Annotated in this window: 17 protein-coding genes and 1 pseudogene; 4 read left to right on the top strand and 14 right to left on the bottom strand. The window is 60.6% G+C overall.

Translation table 11 applies throughout. From position 1 onward, the window contains the following. Positions 1–111: 111 nt before the first annotated feature. The 4 genes from ABRP34_RS14560 to trxB all read left to right on the top strand — a co-directional run bounded on the left by ABRP34_RS14560 (position 112) and on the right by trxB (position 3,567). A complete protein-coding gene (locus ABRP34_RS14560) occupies positions 112–1,200 on the top strand; it encodes an alkene reductase (protein ID WP_353710730.1) in 1,089 nt (362 codons plus the stop codon). A 93-nt stretch (positions 1,201–1,293) separates the two neighbouring features. Further along, positions 1,294–1,863: an OsmC family protein gene (locus ABRP34_RS14555; RefSeq protein WP_353710729.1), complete on the top strand. Its 570-nt coding sequence runs from the start codon at positions 1,294–1,296 to the stop codon at positions 1,861–1,863. 49 nt (positions 1,864–1,912) lie between these two features. Next, positions 1,913–2,281, top strand: a complete 369-nt coding sequence (locus tag ABRP34_RS14550) for a thioredoxin family protein (RefSeq protein ID WP_353710728.1) — start codon at positions 1,913–1,915, stop codon at positions 2,279–2,281. A 302-nt stretch (positions 2,282–2,583) separates the two neighbouring features. Continuing rightward, positions 2,584–3,567, top strand: coding sequence for a thioredoxin-disulfide reductase (gene trxB / locus ABRP34_RS14545; protein ID WP_353710727.1), 984 nt, complete (start codon positions 2,584–2,586; stop codon positions 3,565–3,567). Positions 3,568–3,917: 350 nt separating this feature from the next. Here trxB and ABRP34_RS14540 read toward each other — a convergent pair whose 3' ends face one another. From ABRP34_RS14540 to ABRP34_RS14475, 14 genes and pseudogenes are all read right to left on the bottom strand, one after another. Further along, on the bottom strand, positions 3,918–4,520 hold the full coding sequence (locus ABRP34_RS14540; protein ID WP_353710726.1) for an adenylate kinase: 603 nt from the start codon (positions 4,518–4,520) through the stop codon (positions 3,918–3,920). A 358-nt stretch (positions 4,521–4,878) separates the two neighbouring features. Further along, positions 4,879–6,531, bottom strand: coding sequence for a malate synthase A (gene aceB, locus ABRP34_RS14535; RefSeq protein ID WP_353710725.1), 1,653 nt, complete (start codon positions 6,529–6,531; stop codon positions 4,879–4,881). A gap of 94 nt (positions 6,532–6,625) precedes the next feature. Further along, positions 6,626–7,941 (bottom strand): annotated as a pseudogene (gene aceA / locus ABRP34_RS14530) (isocitrate lyase). A gap of 402 nt (positions 7,942–8,343) precedes the next feature. Then, positions 8,344–8,985, bottom strand: a complete 642-nt coding sequence (locus ABRP34_RS14525; protein WP_353713372.1) for a TSUP family transporter — start codon at positions 8,983–8,985, stop codon at positions 8,344–8,346. A gap of 109 nt (positions 8,986–9,094) precedes the next feature. Then, entirely contained in the window at positions 9,095–10,249 is a 1,155-nt protein-coding gene (locus tag ABRP34_RS14520) for a thiolase family protein (RefSeq protein WP_353710724.1), read from the bottom strand. After that, positions 10,246–10,689: a MaoC family dehydratase gene (locus ABRP34_RS14515; protein WP_353710723.1), complete on the bottom strand. Its 444-nt coding sequence runs from the start codon at positions 10,687–10,689 to the stop codon at positions 10,246–10,248. Before ABRP34_RS14515 ends, ABRP34_RS14520 begins: the two co-directional genes overlap by 4 nt. Further along, the gene (locus tag ABRP34_RS14510) at positions 10,619–11,890 is read right to left on the bottom strand and encodes an MFS transporter (RefSeq protein WP_353710722.1); all 1,272 of its coding nucleotides are present in this window, start codon (positions 11,888–11,890) and stop codon (positions 10,619–10,621) included. Before ABRP34_RS14510 ends, ABRP34_RS14515 begins: the two co-directional genes overlap by 71 nt. 2 nt (positions 11,891–11,892) lie before the next feature. After that, positions 11,893–13,266 carry an MFS transporter gene (locus ABRP34_RS14505; RefSeq protein WP_353710721.1) on the bottom strand — a complete coding sequence of 458 codons (1,374 nt, stop codon included), beginning with the start codon at positions 13,264–13,266 and terminating at the stop codon, positions 11,893–11,895. A 23-nt stretch (positions 13,267–13,289) separates the two neighbouring features. Beyond that, entirely contained in the window at positions 13,290–13,721 is a 432-nt protein-coding gene (locus ABRP34_RS14500; protein ID WP_353710720.1) for a Zn-ribbon domain-containing OB-fold protein, read from the bottom strand. Then, positions 13,718–14,776 (bottom strand): thiolase family protein, encoded by a 1,059-nt coding sequence (locus tag ABRP34_RS14495; protein WP_353710719.1) that lies wholly within the window; start codon positions 14,774–14,776, stop codon positions 13,718–13,720. The genes ABRP34_RS14500 and ABRP34_RS14495 overlap by 4 nt, the downstream gene beginning before the upstream one ends. A gap of 101 nt (positions 14,777–14,877) precedes the next feature. Further along, a complete protein-coding gene (locus ABRP34_RS14490) occupies positions 14,878–15,051 on the bottom strand; it encodes a hypothetical protein (protein WP_353713371.1) in 174 nt (57 codons plus the stop codon). Further along, on the bottom strand, positions 15,012–16,835 hold the full coding sequence (locus tag ABRP34_RS14485) for an AMP-binding protein (protein WP_353710718.1): 1,824 nt from the start codon (positions 16,833–16,835) through the stop codon (positions 15,012–15,014). The genes ABRP34_RS14490 and ABRP34_RS14485 overlap by 40 nt, the downstream gene beginning before the upstream one ends. 163 nt (positions 16,836–16,998) lie before the next feature. Then, a complete protein-coding gene (locus ABRP34_RS14480) occupies positions 16,999–18,243 on the bottom strand; it encodes a helix-turn-helix domain-containing protein (protein ID WP_353710717.1) in 1,245 nt (414 codons plus the stop codon). A 61-nt stretch (positions 18,244–18,304) separates the two neighbouring features. Further along, entirely contained in the window at positions 18,305–18,562 is a 258-nt protein-coding gene (locus ABRP34_RS14475) for a hypothetical protein (RefSeq protein WP_353710716.1), read from the bottom strand. Positions 18,563–18,648: the final 86 nt, after the last annotated feature.

The raw sequence follows: 18,648 nt of genomic DNA, 5'->3' as shown, positions 1-18,648 counted from the left end.
ACCGACGGTTCAGGCACAAGGGTGCGAAGGCCTGGGGGCATAACTGGTGCCCCCAGGTCGGCCATCTAGTGACTACCACACTCCACCGCCCGCTTTTGAAAGGCAAAATACATGCTGTTTTCCCCTATGACCCTCGGCGAGCTTGAGCTGCCCAACCGGTTGGTGATGGCCCCATTGACCCGCACGCGCTCCGGAGACGAAGGTATCCCCGGCCCGCTGATGGCTGAACACTACCGCCAGCGGGCTTCCCTGGGCCTGATCGTGAGCGAGGCCACCTACCCGGGCCTCGCGGGACGCTCGTGGCCTGGCCAGCCCGGACTCCACACCACAGACCAGATTTCCGGCTGGAAAAAAGTCACCGACGCAGTTCATGCCGAGGGCGGCCGGATCTTCGCCCAGATCATGCACGGCGGCCGTGTCACACATGAGGACATCACGGGCGGCCACCGCATCGTAGCCCCCAGTGCCCTCGCCATGGCAGGTGAAGCCCGGACGCCGGAGGGCAAGAAGCCGTACCCGGTCCCGCATGCCCTCACCATCGAGGAGCTGCCGGCGGTGATCCAGGAGACCGTCACGGCCTCACTGAACGCCATCGAAGCCGGCTTCGACGGCGTCGAAGTGCACGCCGGCAACGGGTTCCTCCTGCACGAATTCCTGTCTCCCAGCACCAATGTCCGCACCGACAGCTACGGCGGCACGCCGGAGAACCATGCCCGTTTCGTCATCGAGACCGTCGAGGCAGTAGCAGCTGCGGTAGGGGCCCAGCGCGTCGGTATCCGTATTTCCCCCGAAAATGAACAGCACGACATGGACGAAGCCAACAACGCCACCGCGCGCGCCACCTACCAGGTGCTCGCGGACAGCATCTCTCCGCTCCAGCTCGCGTATCTGAGCATGCTCCACCACGACCCGTCAGGTGACTTTGTCCAGGACCTCCGTGCCCGTTTTGCGGGGCCCTTCCTGGTCAACAGCGGCTTCGGCATCGTCACCACCCGCGACGAGGCAGTCTCCCTTGTCGCTGACGGGCACGCAGATGCCGTAGTCGTTGGCCGGCCCGCCATCGCCAACCCCGATCTCGTGCGCCGCTGGAAGGACGGTCTTCCACTCACTGAACCGGATCCATCCACGTTCTACGGGGCAGGCGCCACAGGGGCAAAGGGCTACACCGACTACCCCTTCTACCAGGAATCTTTCTCCTAAGAAGGCGTTCCTCGAGAGGCTGCTGACCGGCAAGGCGCCTCAGCTGTGGAAGGCCTGATGGTCCGCATCAACATACAAATGAAAGGAAACACCATGACCGAAATGAATACCCTGCGCACAGAGGCTTTTGCCGACCTCGCGGCCATTGAAGCGACAGTGGCAGCCGTCACCGAGCAGCGTGAGCTTGGCAAGGTCAGCTTCAGTATGCTCAGCGAGTCTGCCGGGGGGCTGACCGCCGAGACCATCACCGGACCCCTGACCCAGGCAGGCATCGCCGACGAATCGCGCCGCGGTAAGTTCACGCTGCACAGCGATGAGCCGGTCTCCCTGCTTGGTACCGACACTGCCGTCAGTCCTGCTGAATACATCCTCAAAGCCCTGGCTGGCTGCTACATCGTCACGCTGGCTTCCCTGGCGGCAGCCAGGAACATCCCGCTTAAGCACGTCGCACTGACCCTGGGCTTCGACATCGATCTCAGCGGCTTCCTCGGAATCGACGACAGCGTCCGCAAGGGTGCCCAGCAGATCACTGTGGACGTCCAAATCGACAGCCCCGGCACGTCCCGCAAGGACCTGGAAGACCTGATCGGCGCACTTGAAGCGAGCTCACCGATCCGCGACACTCTGGCCAACCCCGTCCCCGTCATTACCCGCCTCGGCTAACACCGACCGCGCCCGACCAGGGCCTACATTTTTCAATGGAAGGAACATCATGGCGACGACCAACATCACTGGAGAACAATTCACCGCCGCGATCGAGGGCAACGACATTGTTCTCGTGGATTTTTGGGCAGCTTGGTGCGGACCCTGCCGCCAATTCGGCCCGATCTTCGAGAAAGTCTCGGAAAAGTATGACGACGTCGCTTTCGTGAAGGTAGATACAGAGGCCGAACGGGAACTCTCCGGAGCCTTGGGAATCACTTCAATTCCCACCATCATGGGCTTCCGCGAGAACGTCCTGGTGTTCTCCCATTCAGGCGTTCTCAGCGAACCCCAACTGGGCAACATCGTCGAGGCCATCGCCGCGCTCGACATGGCCGAAGTCCACGCCAAACTCGCTGCTTCACCGGCCCAGCTCTGACCGCATTTCAGACTTGGTTAAAGCCTGAGTGGCTGGGTCGCCCTGCGCCTCAGCCACTCACGGCGACGGCTATCAGAGAACTTTCGATCGGTCTTCACCACAGAGGTGCGATGGCGGGTCCACGGGCCCCGTTCAAGGGCTGCCGACGAAGGCAAAGCAAGGAAAAGTGCATGGCGGAGGCCTCAACATGTCCTCGCTAATTGGATACCAGCTGGGGACATCGAGTGTGAAAGTCCCGGACCCGCAGCGTTACACGAATGACAGCCCCTCCTGGCGCTGTATGCAGAAAAGGAGAACAAATTTTGAGGCAAATCTTAATCATCGGCTCGGGCCCTGCGGGCTATACCGCGGCCGTCTACGCAGCACGCGCCAATATGCGCCCGCTCCTCATCGCATCGTCCGTAGAGGCCGGCGGCGATCTGATGAACACCACTGAGGTGGAGAACTTCCCCGGATTTCCCGAAGGGATCATGGGTCCGGATCTGATGGCAAAGATGCAGGCCCAAGCGGAAAGATTCGGCACCGACGTCCTCTATGAGGACGTCACAAGCGTTGACTTGGCCGGCCCGGTGAAGAGCGTCACCCTCGGGTCAGGTGCGGTCCACGAAGCACTGAGTATTGTCTTTGCCACGGGTTCCGCCTACCGGAAACTCGGATTGGCTGATGAGGACCGTCTGTCGGGTCGAGGAGTTTCGTGGTGCGCCACGTGCGATGGCTTCTTTTTCCGCGATCGAACTATTGCTGTCGTCGGCGGCGGGGACTCAGCCCTTGAGGAGGCAATGTTCCTCACCCGCTTCGCTGAGAAGGTCTACCTGGTTCACAGGCGTGGCAGCCTGCGGGCATCCAAGATCATGCAGGACCGCGCTTTCGCTAACGACAAGATCGAATTTGTCTGGAACTCCGAAGTCGTGTCCATCAACGGCGAGGATCAAGTGGAAAGCGTCACAGTCCGTGATACCGGTACCGGCGGGCAACAAAATCTGGCGGTGCGGGGCCTGTTTATTGCGGTCGGGAACGACCCCCGAGTCCATTTGATCCACGGGCAACTTGATCTGACGCCCGAGGGCACGATCGCCGTTGAAGACCGCAGCTCCCGGACAGCCCTTCCTGGGGTCTTCGCTGCCGGTGACGTCACTGACCCGACCTACCGCCAGGCAGTCACCGCGGCCGCATCGGGGGCTGTAGCCGCCCTTGACGCAGAGCACTACCTGGCCACGCTTTCGCCGGACCTATTGGGCAGCGCCGCAGGGGACTCCTCCCGCAGCCTCGCAACAACAACTGCCTAACGGGTCCTGGGCCGCCGCACCTGTAGAACCGATTGCCTTGGAGTATCGCGTCGTGCGGCCTTTAAATCGTGGATCTTCACCAGGCTTGCTGAAGACTGCGTCCGTCAAAGGCCAAGGTCTAGCCAACACGGGATGAGCAGGTGCCCTCGAATGCGTCTGGCACCCGAAGAATGCTGGCCACCTCCGTCCTGAGGCGCTGCGGTTTGGGATTCAAGCTGAATTACAAGGCAGAGGACCCGCTTTGCTCGCCAGCCCGTCCAGCAACCTGACTGGCCCAGCCCGGTTTCCAAACAGCTACTGGCGTGTGCCAGGAACTGCCCCCAAGAAGCGAGTGGTCCCCGAAGCTACGATCAACTCTTGGTTTTTATCTGTCCTGAAGCGGAAAGGAATTCCTCCATTGCACCCAACACCCGTCCCGTGACTTCTCGAGGCCCTCCAATTCCGTTGATCTGGAGTAGTATATTGCGCTCAGCGTATGTCGAAATTATAGGCCGAGTTTGTTCCTCGTAAAGTCTGATCCGACGCCGGATAACCGACTCATTGTCGTCGCTGCGGTTCGACTGTTTTCCTCTCTCCACTAGACGCTGGACAAGTTCTTCGGCGTTGACCTGAAGTTCGATTGCCATGTTAAGACTGCAACCAGACTTGGCAAGGAACTCGTCAAATGTGTCTACTTGCTCCATGGTGCGTGGGTATCCATCAAGTAAGAAACCCTGCCGAGAGTCTGTTCTGCCCAGGCGCTCCATCACCATTTCGTTGCTGATTTCATCCGGGACGAAGTCCCCTTTATCCACATGCTTCTTTGCTTTGCGACCTAAAGCCGTTTTGGCGCCTATGTTGGAGCGGAATATTTCTCCCGTTGATATTGGCACTATTCCTAGGCGCTGTGATAGCTGTTCGGCCTGCGTGCCTTTCCCAGAACCGGGAGGACCAATTATAAGCATTCTTGACATGGCGGTCTTTCTATTGGTTTACATCTTATGCGCGAAAATATTAAAAATCACCTTTTAATGCGGTAATCATTGAGTTTCCTGAACCGCCGACCCTATGGGAACAGTAGAACTTGCCTCGGAACCGACCCATGAATGAAATGAGTCGCTGTGACAAACGCCGGGTACGAGATCGCGGCGAACTGTTTGGGGTTCAGAGTAGGGCCTGGCTTTGCTGTCCTGTGTACCGCTCTCTTTGAGCGGTACACAGAACAGGGCCGGTGATGGTGCATGTAAAGCACACATAACCGTGTCGCGGCTGGCCCTGCCCCCGAATTTCGGGGTTCCTGTTGCGTTGGATGCGAGGCTGGCCAACGTTCTATTACGCCAAGTCGACCAGGTCCGGGCCCGGCACTTCATGCGCATCAGTGAGGTAGCGGGCGTAAGCGGGGAGGGTCAGGAAGGACGGGAAGTCGTGGCCCAGGGTGACTTCTTCGAAGATGTCGCGGGCGTCTTCGAAGCGGTCGCCGTCAATACGCTTCAGGGCGCCAAACTCCTTGTCGACCAGCTCGTTAACCCATTCATGGCTGACAATCCGGCCGTGGTCGGTGATGGCTTGGGCCGAGATCCACTGCCACAGCTGGGAGCGGGAGATCTCGGCGGTGGCGACGTCTTCCATGAGGTTGTGGATGGCGACTGCGCCGTTGCCGCGCAGCCAGGATTCGATGTAGCGGATGCCCACTTCGATGTTGTTCCGGATGCCCTGTTCGGTGATGGTGCCGTGTGTCGCGGCCACGTTGATGAGGGCCCGGTCGTCCGGGGTGACGTCTTCACGCAGCCGGTCCAGCTGGTTGGGCTTCTGGCCGAGGACACTGTCGAACACCTCGCGGCAGACGGGCACCAGGTCCGGGTGCGCCACCCAGGAGCCGTCGAAGCCGTCGTTGGCTTCGCGGGTTTTGTCCGCGCGGACCTTCTCGAAGGCGTTGGCGTTGGCGGCCTCGTCCTTGCGGTTGGGAACGGCGGCGGCCATGCCCCCGATGGCCATGGCGCCGCGCTTGTGGCAGGCCCGGACCAGCTGTTCGGTGTAGGCGCGCATGAAGGGGGCGGTCATGGTCACCTGGGCGCGGTCCGGGAGGACGAAGCGGGGGCCGCGGGTGCGGAAGTTCTTGATGAGGGAGAAGATGTAGTCCCAGCGGCCGGCGTTCAGACCTGCGGCGTGGTCCCGCAGTTCGTAGAGGATCTCCTCCATTTCGAAGGCGGCGGTGATGGTTTCGATGAGCACGGTGGCGCGGATGGTGCCTTGCGGGATGCCGAGCAGGTCCTGGGCCAGGATGAAGATGTCGTTCCAGAGCCGGGCTTCGAGGTGGTTTTCGATCTTCGGCAGGTAGAAGTACGGGCCCTTGCCCTGGGCGAGGAGGTGGCGGGCGTTGTGGAAGAAGTACAGGCCGAAGTCCACGATGCCGCCGGCGATGGGTTCGCCGTTGATCAGCATGTGCTTCTCCGGCAGGTGCCAGCCGCGGGGCCGGACCACGATGGTGGGCAGTTCCTCGGCGGCCTTGAGCTTGTATTCCTTGCCCTCGGGTGAGGTGAAATCGATCCGGCGCTCCAGCGCGTCCGTGAGGTTGAGCTGGCCCTGGATGACGTTGCGCCACGACGGAGTGGAGGAGTCTTCCATGTCCGCCAGCCATACCTTGGCACCGGAGTTCAGGGCGTTGATGGTCATTTTGCGGTCGACCGGCCCGGTGATTTCCACCCGCCGGTCTTCCAGACCGGGCGCCGGGGGAGCCACCCGCCACGACGGGTCGTTGCGTATGTGCTCGGTTTCACGCAGGAACCGGGGATCGGCGCCTGCGGCGATTTCGGCATGCCGGGTCCGGCGGGCCCGCAGCAGCTCCTGCCGCCGGTCGGCTGTGGCCCGGTGCAGTTTCGCGACGAAGTCCAGCGCATCCGGAGTCAGCACCTCGTTCTGTCGGCACACAGGCTGGGCGCTCAACGTAATGCCGTTGATGGTGAAGCTGTCGGTGAAGGTGTTCATGTCAATTGCTCCTTGCGCAATGCCCAACTGGGTAGCAGTAGGTGTCGTTCTGAGCCGCCAAAACGACACTTAGTGCTATTTACCTGGGAAAGATTTAGTGGAACTGGCCCTCTTCGGTCGATCCGACCAGGGCGAGGGTGGATGCGTTCGGGTTGAGCGCGGTGGAGATGTCGTCGAAGTAGCCGGTGCCGACTTCGCGCTGGTGCTTGGTTGCGGTGTAGCCGCGGGATTCGGAGGCGAATTCCTTTTCCTGGAGTTCGACGTAGGCGCTCATGCCTTCGCGGGCGTAGCCGTGGGCGAGGTCGAACATCGAGTAGTTCAGGGCGTGGAAGCCGGCCAGGGTGATGAACTGGAACGTGAAGCCCATGGCGCCGAGTTCGCGCTGGAACTTGGCGATGGTGGCGTCGTCCAGGTGCTTGCGCCAGTTGAACGACGGTGAGCAGTTGTAGGAGAGCATCTGGTCCGGGAACTCGGCCTTGACGGCTTCGGCGAACTTGCGGGCCAGCTCCAGGTCCGGGGTGCCGGTTTCCATCCAGATGAGGTCCGAGTACGGGGCGTAGGCCTTGGCGCGGGCGATGCAGGGTCCGATGCCGTTGCGGACCTTGTAGAAGCCCTCGGGGTGCGTTCGCCGGTGATGAATTCCTGGTCGCGCTCGTCGACGTCGGAGGTGATCAGGGTGGCTGCTTCGGCGTCGGTGCGGGCGATGACGACGGACGGGGTGCCGGCGACGTCGGCGGCCAGGCGGGCCGCGTTCAGGGTCCTCACGTGCTGCTGGGTGGGGATCAGGACCTTGCCGCCGAGGTGGCCGCACTTCTTCTCCGAGGCGAGCTGGTCCTCCCAGTGCACGCCGGCGGCGCCGGCCTGGATCATGGACTTCATCAGCTCATAGGCGTTCAGCGGACCGCCGAAGCCGGCCTCGGCGTCGGCGACGATCGGCACCAGCCAGTCCTCAACGGTCTGGATGCCCTCGGAGAACTCGATCTGGTCCGCGCGGAGGAGGGCGTTGTTGATGCGCCGGACCACCGTGGGAACCGAATTCGCCGGGTACAGCGACTGGTCCGGGTAGGTGTGGCCGGAGTTGTTGGCGTCCGCGGCAACCTGCCAACCGGAAAGATAGATGGCGCGCAGACCCGCCTTGACCTGCTGCACGGCCTGATTGCCGGTCAGGGCGCCCAGGGCGTTGGTGTACTTGCCTTCCTTGTGCTCCTCGGTCAGCTGCTTCCACAGTTTCTCGGAACCGCGGTGGGCCAGCGTGTGTTCTTCGGAGACCCGGCCGCGGAGGCGGACGACATCCGAAGCCTTGTAGTCACGGGTCACACCTTCCCAGCGCGGGTTGGCAGCCCACTCGAGCTCCAGTGCGGCGGCCTGCTGCTCGGGCGTCTGCTGGTTGGGCTCAAATGCTGCAGTCATCGTTGATCTCCTTGATTGAGCTCCGGATTCGGAGGCAGGGGTGGCGTTCGGCAGCCTCTGGCACCTAGCCACTGCTTAAAACATAAAGTGATTCGATTCACGCGTCGTCAGGACGAAACGAAGACTTTGCTGAGAAACGTTGCATTTAACGCAACGGGGCTTTTGTCGCAACACGGGGGCACGCACTTCTAGCTGCCTTGGACATTCCTCGATGGAGGAGCAGGAATAAATACATGGAAAAAATCAAACTGATTGCTGCAGGAGCAGTGGTGTCCGTTTGCAGTGTCCTGCATTTCATGTCGACCGAAGTAGGGCTCACAGACCAGCAGAGTGTGCTTCACGGTGTTCCAGGCTAAAATTCCAAGCTTCATGGCGTGTCTGTTCGATTGTTGAATTCCACTGCTACCACCCCATAAGGCCCTTAGCGATAGCTCCGAGCGCACTGGCCCAGGCGACGGTTAGAGTAATCGCTGTGGCTGTCTTGGACGTGATGCGGCTGCGGACAAAGGCTCCGGTGCAGACACCGAGCAATAGCACGGGACTCAGGATGGCGGATTGGAGCAACAGAGAACTCGACCATCCCCATGCTAAAAGTGAGGCCACGTTGAAAAATACGAAGACGACCTGTGAGGACGCGACAAATCTCTGGTTGGTCCAGCGGCATGTGATGGCGTAGGCGGTCAGCAGAGGAGCCGAAAGCCCGCACAAACCGTGAATGAAGCCCGCAACTAATCCCGTTCCTAAGGGCAATGACACCCGCCCGTTCAGCTTCTCTACGTGACTCATTGCCGGACCGGCCAAGAGCAGTGACGCCAGTAATGTGCCGACCACCATGAGAAGAGCAGACAAATTGAGCGCATGTGCCAGGAGCGCCCCCAGTGGAATGCTGCCCAGTGCTGGGAGAGCCAGGAGTGCAGTGGTCCGAAGGTCCACTGCACGCCATGTCTGTACGAGAGCTGCTACCGAAACCATTAGTCCTAACAGCAGTCCCAGTCGCATTCCATCGGTGGGGCCCAGAAGCAGGATCAGGACCGGCATCGCCACGAGCGCGAAACCGATCCCACCTACACGATGAACCGCGGACGCAACCAGGACTGCAGCTGCAGTCAGCACTGAACCACGGCAGTTGGAGTGAGGTCAGCTTGGGCAGGCATCACATCAGTTTGAGGAGAATGGCCTGGCCTTGGCCTCCTCCCCCGCAGATTGCTGCCACACCTAAGTCCACTTCGCGGTCCATCATTTCTCTGGCCAGTGTTTGTATTAGGCGGAATCCTGAGGCCCCCAGGGGGTGGCCCAATGCGATGGCGCCGCCGTTGACGTTTACTCGTTCCATGCCGATGTCCAGTTCCCGGACGGATGCCAGGACCACGCCGGCGAAGGCCTCATTGATTTCCCAGAGACCGATATCGGCGGCGTTGAGCTTGTTCCTCTTTAATAGCTTTTTTGCGGCTTCTGCCGGCTTGAGATGGAGCGAGAAGTCAGGGCCAGCTATCGTCGCTGAGTCTACAATTTCCACCATGGCCGTGTGGCCGCGGTCTCGGGCGAGCCCTAGGTTCATGATGATTCCTGCGGCGCCTGCATCGGACATTTGGGACGCGTTCCCGGCTGTGATGCTCCCTCTCTCGGAGAATGCACTCTTTAGCTGCCCGAGCCTGTCCAGGGTAGTGCCCGGGCGGATCCCCTCGTCGTCCACAAGTCCTTGGAAGGGGACAATTTCCTTTTTGAAGCGGCCATCCTGGGCCGCTCGGGCGGCGCGGAGATGGCTTTGAAGTGCGAAGGCATCTTGGTCGGCACGGGAAATTCCCAGCTCAGTGTTCGACTCATCCGAAAGGGGTCCCATGCCTCGATCGGAAAGGGCGCACCAGAGGCCGTCTTTAGAAAGTAGATCGATGACCTGGCGGTCACCGAAGACCCCCGCTTGCCGGATTTGGATTCCATGGAGGGCACGGCTCATGGAGTCGAATCCGCCGACAAGTGCCGTGTCCAGCTCTCCCGACCGGATCAGAGTCGCGGACAGGCTGGCAGCGGTCATGCTCGCCAAGCAGACATTGTTGAGGGTGGTGGCCGGTACCGTCGGCGGGACGCCTCCCCTCACTGCTGCGCTACGGGCAGGGTTCTGTCCGTTTCCGGCTTGGACGACATTGCCGAGGAAAATGTGGTCCGGGACGAGTCCATTCAAGGGCTCCAATGCCCCTTCCACCGCGGCGGCCCCCAGGTCGATGGCGGAGGCGGTCCGTAAGGCGCCGTTGAATTTCCCTACGGCGGTCCGCGCGGCCGAGACGAGGACGGGGATGCGGGGTGACGTCACGACTCGTCCTCCCCCATGCCCAGATCCATTGTGTAGCAGACGGCGGTGCCTTCAAGTACTACAGTTCCGTCATCGCGCACAACGGACGTCCGAAGCTTCGTGATCGGCTTGTCGGCACGCGCTTCGGTGACTTCGACGTGTCCGGTGATCACGTCTCCTGGCCGGACGGGTGCCTTGAAGTCCCAGTTCACGTTCAAAAAGACGGTGCCCGGTCCGGGTAGTTCCTCCGCCACGACGGCGTTCAGGATGGCGCTGGTCACTCCGCCTTGGACAACTATTTCGCCGAATCTCGAGGCCTTCGCTGCCGCGGTGTCGTAATGCAGGGGGTTATGGTCGCCGCTTATTTGCGTAAACAGCACAATGTCGCTGTCAGTAATCGTTCGCGACAATTGGGCAGTCTGTCCGACCTTGGGTTGGGAGCGGGTCTGAATGGGGGTCATGATTGACCTTTCTTGTAGGGGGTTCGGTTCTTGCCAGCCTGCGCATTGCCATGACGCCGATCAGCGGGCCGGGAAGCAGTAGAACGAAGGCGTACTGCCATCCGACGATCGCCGCGAACAGTGGGACGAGCTGGATGGTGACTACTGTCAGGAGGAATCCGATGGCGGTCTGGGTGGTGAGCGCTGTTCCGATGTATCGCGGATCGATGTTTTCGCTCAGCGATGTTGAGAAGACACCGGAATCGGCGATGACTGCGGCTCCCCAAACGAGGAGAAAAATCAGCATGGGGATGCCTTCGGCCCAAAACATCAGGGGAGACAGGAGGCAGCAGCTACCACTCACTGCCAGGGCCATTGCGGCTGCCTTGGGCCGTCCCCAGCGATCCGCGGCCCATCCTCCGAACAGGGCGCCGGCTACCCCGCCGACTCCCATCGTAAGGAACATTGTTAGCCCTGTTTGGAGAGTGCTGTCCTTGCCTCCCTGGCTGGCGAGCAGGTACATCGGGAGCCAGGTCCAGAGTGCGTAGAGCTCCCACATGTGCCCGAAGTAGCCGATGTTCGCCAGCTTAGGGCGTTGTTCTTTGAACATGGCCAGGGCATAGCGGCGGTTTGGCCTGGCACTGGCTGTCTCGGCGTAGGGTCCCGGCCGAATAGCAACGACCGCAGTCAGGGCACCGGTGGCGGCAAGCGCTGCGGCGGAAGCCATGACGTTCCGCCATGGAAGATCGCCCATGCTGCTGATCAGGTGCGGTACGGCGGATCCCAGAGTTAAGGCTCCTATGAGGATTCCGAAGGCCTTTCCCCGTAGTGCAGGGGCAGACCATGACGCCATTAGCTTCATACCGACGGGATAAACGCCTGCCAGGAAGACGCCGGTCAGGAACCGGATCGCGATGGCCGGAAGCAGACTGTCCACGAAGGCTGCCAAAGCGGCGGTGGTAAGGGCGGCCCCGGCGGCGCAGGTGCCCAGCAGCACTTGCGGCCGGAATCTGTCAGCAAGGCTCAGTACCGTTGACGCGACCGCGCCGGCAACAAAGCCGACCTGCACCGACGCGGTCAGCCATACGCCGGCCGCGGCGCTGATGCCCCATTCGCGCTGCAGGGTAGGGACCACTGCGGAAGCAGAGAACCAGACAGCGAGGCCGAGGATCTGCACAAGGGCGATCAAGGCCTGCTGCCGGTTCGCCCGCTCAAAGTGCATGGTCAGTCGCGTCCTGCAGTTGCTGGAACCTGGATTTCATTCGCCTTCGCCTGCTGAACCGCAAGGGGGCCCCCTTTGCGTCGGTTTCCGCGGTGGGTCTCCGGGGAGAGCCATGTCGCCACGATAGTGATGATGCTCATTCCAATCATGTAGAGAGCCACCAACCACGGCTGATTGTCAGAAATGCTGAGGAGGAATACGGCAAGAACCGGGGACACAGCACCAGCGATGGTGGATGCTATCTGGTACCCGAGGGACGCACCTGTGTACCTGACATTCGGTTCGAACATTTCGGCCATGTACGCGGCTTGCGGGCCGTACATCAGGTCGTGGAAGACCAGTCCAGCCACGATGGCCAGCCAGATGAGGATGGCGCTGCCGGTGCCCATCAGCATGAAGAAGGGGAAGGCAAAGAGCGCAGATAGAACCGCGCCGATCATGTACACACGGCGTCGGCCGTACTGATCGGACAGCCAGCCAGAAATGAGGAGGGTGAAGCTGCTCACGACTGAACCAATAAGCACGCCGATTAGGGCCACCGACTGCGGAAGTCCCAACGCTGTACTTGCGTAGGTCAGCGCGAAGACCGTGATGATGTAGAAGATGGCGTTTTGGGACATCTTGATACCCACCGCCAGTGCCACTGCCCGCCACTGGGTCCGGAGGACATGGAGGACCGGGAACTTCGCTACCTCGCCCTTGTCCTTGACGTCTTGGAAAGTCGGCGTTTCCTCCATTTTCAACCTGATCACCAGGCCGACGACGATTAGCAGGGCGGATCCGACGAAACCGATGCGCCAGCCCCATGCGAGGAAGGCTTCTGGAGACAGCATCAGGCTGGAGGCCATGAAGACACCGTTTGCCAGCAGGAGCCCGACCGGAACCCCTGCCTGAGGCCATGCTCCGAAGAAGCCACGCTTTTCGGGAGGCGCATTCTCAACCGCCACGAGGACTGCTCCGCCCCATTCTCCGCCGACTCCGAAGCCCTGGATCATTCTCAGCAGCAGGAGAAGGATGGGCGCCCATACTCCAATGGAGGCGTACGTCGGGAGAAACCCGATCAGCGTTGTCGCGAGTCCCATGACGAGCAACGAGGAGACTAGCATGGCTTTGCGGCCGATCTTGTCCCCGAAGTGGCCCATGATGACACCACCCAGGGGGCGGGCGATAAATCCCGCTGAAAACGTAAGCAGCGCCATCATTGTTCCTGCCATGGCTGAATATGACGGGAAAAACAGTTGATTGAAGACAAGGGCCGCGGCAGTGCCGTACAGATAAAAGTCGTACCACTCGATTGTCGTTCCCACGAAGCTTGCGATGCGCGCACGGCGGCGGGTAACTGCTTGTTCGAGCGTTTCAGTGCTTTCTGTTGACATGGTGATCCGATCCTCGTTGATCGTTAGTGGATGGGGGTGAACTGAAGCAGGGTTTGGTTATCCGTCTCATCCCTGCCGGGAAGAAGCCTGACTGCCTGCCCGCAATAGACGGTGTCGGGTGGGCAGGCGACGATGTTCGTCATGAGGCGTGGACCCTCGTCCAGTTCGACCAGGGCCAAGACGTAAGGCACGTGCGGCCCCCAGGCAGGATGACCGGGAATGGCGACCACGGTATAGGTCCAGACGGTTCCGGTCCCTGCGGCCTGTTGCCAATCGAGATCGTGGGACCAGCACCTTACGCAGAGGCTTCGAGGGTAATGCTGAAGATGTCCGCAATCCCTGCAACATTGCAGCAGCAGCTCGCCCTCGGATGCCCGCTGCCAGTAGGGAGAACTTCGGGAAGTGAATACAAATCCCGGCTTGGGAATCAGGCGTGTGTCAGTGGGAGTCTTCATGTATTGGCACCTCCCAGAACAAGGGCGACTTCTTCACTCATCGTTGCTCCGTTTCCGGTGACGAGGGCAATGTCCGGGTCAGTAATCTGGCGTTCCCCTGCTTCTGCTCGGAGTTGGCGGACGGCCTCCACGATGTGTCCCATGCCGCCGGCAAGATCAGCCTGACCGCTTGCGAGCTGACCACCGTGGGGGTTGATGGGAAGCTTGCTGTTGATGGAGAAGTCATGCGCCTCCAGCCAGGCTCCACTTTCGCCCTTGGCGCAGAACCCCGCGTCCTCCACGGTGATGGCAACGACGATCGAGTAGCAGTCATAGATGGAAAGGAAGTCGATATCCGCCGGCCCTATTCCGGCCATGGAGTAGGCGTCACTGATGGCCGGAGCCAAAGGAGACGTGGTCAATCCGGGTGCCTGACTGAGCGCGCGGTGGGTCACTCGTTCTCCCGCCCCGAGCACGTAGACGGGCGCTTTCTCCATGTCTTTGGCCCGGTCAGAGGAGGTGACGATGACGGCTGCTCCGCCGCCGCAAGGCATGACTATCTCAAGAAGCCGCAGTGGTGACATGACCATCGGTGAATTCAGGACGTCATCAGTGGCGATGGGTTTGCCATGAAATACTGCAGCCGGGTTGAGCATTGCGTTGGCCCGCTGTTTGACTGGGACCTGGGCCAGTTGTTGCGGTGTGGTGCCGAACTCGGCCATGTGGCGCTGGGCGATCATGGCGTATGCCTGGTTGGCGCCGCTGGCTCCATAGGGTACGTCGAATTCCCGGATCGGGTTGCGATTAGGTGACCGGGTAACACTCCCAGGGTCACGCGTATTGCCTAGGACGCAAAGGACGGTTTCGCACATGCCGGCGGAAATCGCCGCAGCCGCGCGCCACACCATTCCCGCCCCAGTGGCGCCACCGAGGTCAACTATGTCGGCGAAACGGGGTTGCAGGCCCAGATACTCCGCCACGGTCGCAGGAACGTGCTGCGGTGTTTCCCCAACTTGGGGACCGACTATGAGGCCGTCAATATCCGAAGGGGCCAGGCCGGAATCCTTGAGGGCCATTCTGGACACCCGAGCGATCATCTCCAGCGTTGTAACGCCGGGCGTTGATCTAGTGGGAGGAATCTCGGCAACCCCTACCACGGCACACCGCTGACGAAGCGTCACCGACTGCCTCCTATGGCCGACAGGGAGGCCGGGTCCTCAAGTGAGGAGGTATCCCCCGGCGTTTCCCCCAGATACACGGACCGGATAACGCGTCGAAGGATTTTCCCGCTCCGCGTCCTGGGCAGCGTGTCTACAACATGGACGAGTTTTGGCTTGAGCGGTTTGCCCAGGTCTCTGGAGACGACGTCGGAGATGATCTGAGCAAGTTCGCGCGTGTTCTCCGTCCGGGGGCCACCCTCGCAAAAATGACTAAGGCTTCACCTTTGATGGGGTCCGGGACGCTGATGGCAGCGGACTCCATCACAGAGGGAACACTGTTAACAACAGACTCAACCTCGGCCGGTCCAAGGCGTTTGCCTGCGATTTTGAGGGTGTCGTCACTGCGGCCCCGCACGAACCAGACTTTTTCGTTGTTTACCTCAACCCAGTCACCGTGGAACCAGGTGGCGGCCCATCGATTCCAGTACGTCGAGTAGTACCGTTCAGGTGCTCCCCAGAAAGTGATCGGCATACCCGGTGAGGGACGACGCAGTGCGAGCTCACCGATGCCGGTTCCCACGCTGTTCCCGTCAGGGTCCACGACATCCGCGCCCATTCCGGGCAAAGGGCCTGCGAAGCCGCAGGGGTGGATGGGCTGGGCGGTGAAGTTGGTCAAAATGGCGCCCGAAACCTCAGTGCCGCCGCTGTAGTTTATAACCGGAAGTTGACCCTGGGCCACGCGCTCGAACAACCACTCATAAGCGTCAGGAGTCCACGCCTCGCCACTCGACGCCAGCACACGCAGGCTTCCGAGGTCGATATTGGCTGCATCCGTATCCTGGGTCATGAGAGAGCGGATCAAAGTGGGCGATACCCCGAGCATCGTGACGTTAAGATTCCGGACCACCTCCCAGATTCGACCCGCGGAAGGAAAGTCAGGGCTGCCACTGTAGAGTGCCACGGAACTACCGGCAATAAGGCCTCCCAGAACAGTTATGGGACTCATAATCCAGCCTGGATCTGTCACCCACATGGCCACGTCTCCGCGTCCAACATCGAAACTGAAGGCGACATCACTGGCCGCTTTCACAGCAAAGCCGGCGTGGCTCAGGACAATCCCCTTAGGAGCACCTGTTGTACCCGACGTGAAGGCTATGAGAAGGGGATGATCTGCCGGGCAGGTGGCTGCTTCCAGCGGAGCTGCCGGAGCTTCGGCTCCCAACGCCTCCCACGCTACTTCCCCAGGCAGAGCAGGGTCGCTATTTCCTGGTGCAAGGGTGACGACGACTGTAGTGTGAAGTGACTCGACGCCTTGTAGAGCCGCTGCTGCTTCTTGGCGCAAGGCCACGACCCGCCCGCGGCGGTCGAAGCCATTGGCAACAATGTGGGCCTTCGCTCCGGCAATCCTAAGACGGTCAGCAACAGCAGTTGCCCCGAAACCGGAAAAGATCGGCACGGAAATAGCCCCGATTTTCGCGCAGGCGAGTTGAGCCACCGCCGCTTCCTTGACCATTGGCAACTGAATTCCGACGGTGTCCCCGAACTTCACACCTGAAGTCAGCAGTCCCCTGCTGACCCGGTCTACCTCGGCAGCAAGTTCGTCAAACGTCCACTTTCCGCTTTCACCGTTTTCGACTTCCCAGGCGAGTGCGGTTTCATTTCCACGGCCGGCCCTCACCCACCGGTGTACGGCGTTGTCCGCGGCGTTGAATTTGCCGTTTACGAACCATTTCGTCGCATGAGGCTTGTCCAGCTGATCGAGTGTGGCGGTAGGGGTTTCCTGCCAGTCCAGCTCCAGCCACTCCGAAACGGTTCCCCAAAACCAGGACGGCTTTTCATATGCTTTGGCACCCAGCTCGCTTATTGTGGCGCAGTCTGCAGCGGCAGCGAATTTCAAAATTCTGCTGCGCCCGATTTCGGTGGGACCCGGCTGCCACACCAATCCTTGGGTAGGGCTTGCGGATGTGATGGTCACAACTTCTCCTGACGCTCTTCATTGTGTTTCAGGTCACGACTGATGGTCTGATAACCGTAGGAGTGCTGACCCGTTAGTGTCCCTACGGGGAAACGCCAAGTTTGATGGTGTTTTTTGCGCTTAACGCAGTGCCCCCGCGTACCAGGCAAGCTGGTGCAAGCATTCAATGAACGTCTAGTTGATCCTCGGTGTCCTGCAGTCTGAGGGACAGGGCGAGGAGTGTGAGATCTTCCGCGTTGAAAGGGTCGTGCCCGGTTATTTCTTGGATCTTTTGGAGCCTGTATTTCACGGTATTGGGCTGAACGTTGAGGGCATCCGCGGCTTGAACCAGCTTGAAATCCGCCCTAACATACGCCCGGAGCGTGGCGAGCAGTGAGGTGTGTCGAGCTGCGTCATGATTGCGAAGGGGGGTCACTGTTTCTTCGGCAAGGTCGTTGCGAAATGCGCTGGTCCTCACCAGATGATCAAGGAGCGTGTCGCTGTACAGGTATGCGCGTGGTTCCGACTTGTCTAGGGGCGCCGATGCGATCGCGTTCTGGGCTTCTACGTAGCCGCGGGCCACTCCGGCGAGACCGTCGTGGGGCCTGCCAGCACCCAGGACGAAATTGGGCAAGGCCGCAGCCAAATCATTTAGCCGTGCACGAAACCTATCCCCGGTCGGTGCGCGGAGGTCCTGGATCGCTACTATCTCCTCGTTGCGCACACCAACCAGCGCCAACCGGAACGGGGGTTCTGAGAGCCGGGCCGTCACGATGTCGAGGGAACCACGAAGGAATTCCGAAGCAGCCGCGGAACCGGCTGCCCACCGCAGTAGCAGGACCTGATAGCGGCCCGTCATCTCCAACCGGTGCAGCTTCGCGTGCCGTGAGATTCTCGGCACGTTTCCATCAACCAGTGCTTCCAGCAAATCCCGTCGACCCATTTCGCGGTCATGAATCAGTCCCGCCGCCTCACTAAGGTACGACTGGGCTACAGCGGTCGACACGAGGTCAACGTGCTTCATGATCATGCCGGCGAAAGTCAGCGCAGATTCAGGATTTTCGTGCGTTTGTGGGGCCGCCAAAACTTCTTCCCACACGGTGTGCCCCCACAGCCGATAAGCATGAAGAAGCGCTTGAATCGGTACCCCTTGTCGAAAGCGCCGAATGGCACTTTCCCTGAATGGGAGCAGTTGGTCGCTGGTCAGCTCCTCACTGGATTCGATGCAGTGGAGCATCACCTCAAGGTTTCGGCGCGCGGTGGGTGCCACGTCCTGCTCGATGAATCCCTCCGGCAAAGAGCGGTATTCAACGATGTCTTCCCGGTAGCGCCGGGCCAACAACTCTCCGATATCATCAGCGCGTTGTTTCAAGTACTCCACAAGGGTTGACTTCTCGTCAGCCAGACCAGGCCAATTCTGACCCTTCATGACGTCACGTCCTCCTGTTGGGTTCGACCGACTATCGCAGAAGTTTGGATGCCAGCCAGCTTCAATGTGCCCGAGTCGAGGTCTCCGGTTGATGCTCTGTGCGGCCGGGCTGGTAGTAGAACAAGCTGGTCCACAGACTGTAGCCTTGAGCCTTTTCGATGAACTCCCTGGAGTGGACTCCGTCGGCGGCAAGCCAAATACCTGAATCGTCGGTCATCACGGCATCGACTAAGCCAGCGCGGTACAGGCACCGGCCCAGCCGGACTTCAACCATCGCGCCTTGAACCAATCGCCATTCAGTGCAGGGTTGCAAGCTCATGAATACATCTTTCGTTGGTGGATTCCGCATCCTTAGTGAACAGGCGACCGTGCAAAGCCGGGGCGACCCGGGCTGTCCTGTCCTGC

Source organism: Arthrobacter sp. K5 (genome assembly GCF_040448525.1).
Classification (GTDB): Bacteria; Actinomycetota; Actinomycetes; order Actinomycetales; family Micrococcaceae; genus Arthrobacter; species Arthrobacter globiformis.
The sequence above is the reverse complement of the archived record's forward strand: the minus strand, read 5'-3'. Positions and strand labels throughout refer to the sequence as shown.

What these genes read in the sequence shown, in the direction of transcription:
- ABRP34_RS14560 (WP_353710730.1), top strand. Translation starts at nt 112, where the DNA reads ATGCTGTTTTCCCCTATGACCCTCGGCGAGCTTGAGCTGCCCAACCGG.
- ABRP34_RS14555 (WP_353710729.1), top strand. Translation starts at nt 1,294, where the DNA reads ATGACCGAAATGAATACCCTGCGCACAGAGGCTTTTGCCGACCTCGCG.
- ABRP34_RS14550 (WP_353710728.1), top strand. Translation starts at nt 1,913, where the DNA reads ATGGCGACGACCAACATCACTGGAGAACAATTCACCGCCGCGATCGAG.
- ABRP34_RS14540 (WP_353710726.1), bottom strand. Translation starts at nt 4,520, where the DNA reads ATGTCAAGAATGCTTATAATTGGTCCTCCCGGTTCTGGGAAAGGCACG.
- aceB (WP_353710725.1), bottom strand. Translation starts at nt 6,531, where the DNA reads ATGAACACCTTCACCGACAGCTTCACCATCAACGGCATTACGTTGAGC.
- ABRP34_RS14515 (WP_353710723.1), bottom strand. Translation starts at nt 10,689, where the DNA reads ATGACCCCCATTCAGACCCGCTCCCAACCCAAGGTCGGACAGACTGCC.
- ABRP34_RS14510 (WP_353710722.1), bottom strand. Translation starts at nt 11,890, where the DNA reads ATGCACTTTGAGCGGGCGAACCGGCAGCAGGCCTTGATCGCCCTTGTG.
- ABRP34_RS14505 (WP_353710721.1), bottom strand. Translation starts at nt 13,266, where the DNA reads ATGTCAACAGAAAGCACTGAAACGCTCGAACAAGCAGTTACCCGCCGC.
- ABRP34_RS14500 (WP_353710720.1), bottom strand. Translation starts at nt 13,721, where the DNA reads ATGAAGACTCCCACTGACACACGCCTGATTCCCAAGCCGGGATTTGTA.
- ABRP34_RS14495 (WP_353710719.1), bottom strand. Translation starts at nt 14,776, where the DNA reads ATGGCCCTCAAGGATTCCGGCCTGGCCCCTTCGGATATTGACGGCCTC.
- ABRP34_RS14480 (WP_353710717.1), bottom strand. Translation starts at nt 18,243, where the DNA reads ATGAAGGGTCAGAATTGGCCTGGTCTGGCTGACGAGAAGTCAACCCTT.
- ABRP34_RS14475 (WP_353710716.1), bottom strand. Translation starts at nt 18,562, where the DNA reads ATGAGCTTGCAACCCTGCACTGAATGGCGATTGGTTCAAGGCGCGATG.